Here is a 2,465-nt window from a genome sequence, read left to right as displayed (position 1 = left end):
ACGCGGCGGGCCGGCTGACCCGCCGCGTGCCCGTCGCGCCGGCCCGTGGCCCAGGCAGCGCAGGACTGACTAGAAGGCCACCGCGCGGGTGGGGGGTCTGTACAGCGAACGGTGGGACTCGGTTGATTGTTTCTACCGGCGTCCGGCGGTGAGCCGGCCGTCGAAGGTGATGTCGAAGGCGTTGAGTGCGGCCTTCCAGCGCATGGTCCAGCGTTTGCGGCCGGTGCCCTTGGGGTCCAGGCTCATCACCGCGAGGTAGACGCACTTGAGCGCGGCCTGTTCTGTGGGGAAGTGCCCGCGGGCCCTCACGGCCTTGCGGATGCGGGCGTTGACGGACTCGATCGCGTTGGTGGTGCACACGATTTTCCGGATCTCCACGTCAAACCGGAGGAAGGGGACGAACTCCGCCCAGGCGCTTTCCCACAGCCGCACGATCGCCGGGTACTTCTTGCCCCAGGCCTCGCTGAACTCCAGGAAACGCTCCAGGGCGGCGTCCTCGGTCGGCGCGGTGTAGACGGGTTTGAGCGCCTTCGCGATCTTTTCCCAGTCCTGCCTGGCCGCGTAGCGGAACGAATTCCGCAGCAGGTGAACCACACACGTTTGGACAATCGTCGCAGGCCAGACCGTGTTGACGGCATCCGGAAGGCCGGTCAGGCCGTCACAGACCAGCATCAGCACATCGCGGGCCCCGCGGTTCTTGATCTCGGTGAGGACCTGCAGCCAGTACTTGGCGCCCTCACCGCCGTCGCCGACCCACAGGCCCAGGATGTCCCGATGTCCCTCCGCCGTCACGGCCAGCGCCATGTAGACGGGCCGGTTGGCGACCTGACCGTCCCTGACCTTCACGTTCACGCAGTCGATGAAGACGACCGGATACACGCTGTCCAGGGGACGGTTCTGCCATTCGGCCATGCCGGCCATCACGCTGTCGGTGATCGTGGAGATGGTGCTCTTGGAGACCTCCGTACCGTAGACCTCGGCCAGGTGGGCGGAGATCTCGCCGTGGGTGAGGCCCTTCGCGGACAGCGACAGGACCATCTCGTCGACCCCGCCCAGACGCCGCTGGCGCTTCTTGACCAGCTGCGGCTCGAACGTGCCCGCACGGTCCCGCGGCACCGTGATCTCCACCGGGCCGACCTCGGTGGTCACGGTCTTGGACCGGTGGCCGTTGCGGTAGTTCTCCCGGCCGCCCTCGGCCCGTTCACCGGGCTCGTGTCCGAGGTGATCGGTCAGCTCGCCCTCCAGCGCGGACTCCAGCACCTTGCGCGTCAGCTCCGCCAGGAGACCGCCCTCGCCGGTCAGCTTCACCCCGCCGGCCTGGGCCCTGGCCACCAGTTCGGCAACCAGACCGTCATCCACAGCATCCACGGCGGCCTCCCCGGCCTCGATGTCACTCATCACGTCAGTCATCAACTGTCGCTTCCAGCTCGGGAGTTACACCGTTGACCGGGCTCTGTCTCACATTCGGTGGTGACGGTAAGTAGTTGTCGTTGCTGGTAGTGACACTCCCAGGTCAGCGCGGGTGACGTGATCGTCAGCACCGTGCTTGCCCTGCTCGATGGCGCGTCTGCGACTGCTCTCCTTGAAGCTCGGACCAGGTACATCAATGATGACGCTTTGTCACCACCGAATGTGAGACAGAGCCGTTGACCGTACAGACCCTCCCGTAGTCCGGGGCGGCCCTCCCTTCTTGTACGCGGCGGCGGTACGCCGGGACGGCCTCCATCGCAGGATCCAGGAACTCGAGGATGCTCGCCGTTCCCCGCGACACACGATCAGCCGTTGCTCATCCGCCCGTGTCGCGGGACGGAACTTCAGCGCCTCCCGGATCTACTGGCGGTGGTTCTTGAACCTCTAACAAAACAAGATATTTGTAATACTCTGAGCGTATTGCAGGGGGTCTGCTCCGGCCGGGAGGTGTGCGTGCTGTCCCGCCCCAAGCCCTGGGAGATCGACGATGACCTGTGGGCGCTGATCGAGCCGCTGCTGCCGAAGATCGAGCGCCGTCCCGATCATCAGGGCCGCAAGCGGCTGGACGACCGTAAAGCTCTGCAGGGCATCCTGTTCGTGCTGTCCACCGACATCCAGTGGGAGTGGCTGCCGCAGGAACTGGGCTTCGGCTTGGGCATGACGTGCTGGCGCCGACTGCGGGACTGGAACCAGGCCGGCGTCTGGCAGCAGCTCCAGGCCATCCTGCTGGCCCGCCTGCGCGGCGCGGACCAACTGGATTTCTCCCGGGCCGCCGTCGACTCCTCCCACGTAAGGGCACTGCGGGGCGGCCCAAAACCGGGCCGAGCCCGGTCGACCGCGCCCGGACGGGCTCGAAACACCACCTGATCACCGACGCGCGCGGGACCCCGCTCGCGGTGACCTTGTACCGCTCGGAAAGTCATCGCTGCAGGTGCGTACCCATGTCCTGAAGCGTCGGTAGCAGCTGGGACGCTGTCGTGGTGATCGTCTCGCTG

Annotated in this window: 1 protein-coding gene and 1 pseudogene; one reads left to right on the top strand and one right to left on the bottom strand. The window is 66.4% G+C overall.

Annotated features, from left to right (window positions below):
• Window positions 1-132: 132 nt before the first annotated feature.
• Window positions 133-1,398, bottom strand: coding sequence for an IS256 family transposase (locus tag AOK11_RS20980; RefSeq protein ID WP_240497428.1), 1,266 nt, complete (start codon window positions 1,396-1,398; stop codon window positions 133-135).
• Between the two features lie 528 nt (window positions 1,399-1,926).
• Here AOK11_RS20980 and AOK11_RS20975 point away from each other — a divergent pair.
• Window positions 1,927-2,375 (top strand): annotated as a pseudogene (locus tag AOK11_RS20975) (IS5 family transposase); the annotation flags it as partial.
• Window positions 2,376-2,465: the final 90 nt, after the last annotated feature.

The sequence above is a fragment of the Streptomyces hirsutus genome, assembly GCF_001418415.1.
In the GTDB taxonomy this organism is placed as follows: domain Bacteria; phylum Actinomycetota; class Actinomycetes; order Streptomycetales; family Streptomycetaceae; genus Streptomyces; species Streptomyces hirsutus.
The sequence above is the reverse complement of the archived record's forward strand: the minus strand, read 5'-3'. Positions and strand labels throughout refer to the sequence as shown.

Excerpts from the sequence above, each read along its gene's own strand:
- AOK11_RS20980 (WP_240497428.1), bottom strand. The coding sequence starts at position 1,398 with ATGAGTGACATCGAGGCCGGGGAGGCCGCCGTGGATGCTGTGGATGAC.